Source organism: Gilliamella sp. Lep-s35, from assembly GCF_009795845.1.
Classification (GTDB): domain Bacteria; phylum Pseudomonadota; class Gammaproteobacteria; order Enterobacterales; family Orbaceae; genus Gilliamella.
In genome coordinates, this window is sequence record NZ_WTEX01000081.1 from 1 (window position 1) to 400 (window position 400).

A 400-nucleotide genomic window follows, 5' to 3' on the forward strand; every position below is an offset into this window, starting at 1 on the left:
TTTATCAATATCAACTAAATGACGATGGCAAATTTATTCGTTACTATCCTAAAAATGGTAACTATAAAGATAATCAAGAGCAAGGGTTAGTCGAAAATCATACTCGCGAAGGTTTATGGATTGAGAAGAAGCTGAATGGTTATTATACTTACCGTTATACTTACCTTGAAGCAAATTACCAAAAAGGATTACCGATTGGAATTTGGAAGTTTTATGAATTAGATTACCAAGAGAAGCCAGATGGATCTGCTGATCTATCTTCTGCTAAAAAAGGCAAACTTTTGTACACAGAAACCTATAAAGACGGTGAACTTGTCGAACGCAAATTTGTGGATAAAGAAATTGATGAATTGAATTAAAGATTGTGTAGTAAACAAACGATTATTATGCTTATCACCCT

At 32.8% G+C, this 400-nt stretch carries 1 pseudogene; it reads left to right on the top strand.

Annotated features, from left to right (window positions below):
- Nucleotides 1-359 (top strand): annotated as a pseudogene (locus GQ590_RS12115) (hypothetical protein); the annotation flags it as partial.
- Between the last annotated feature and the right edge of the window lie 41 nt (nucleotides 360-400).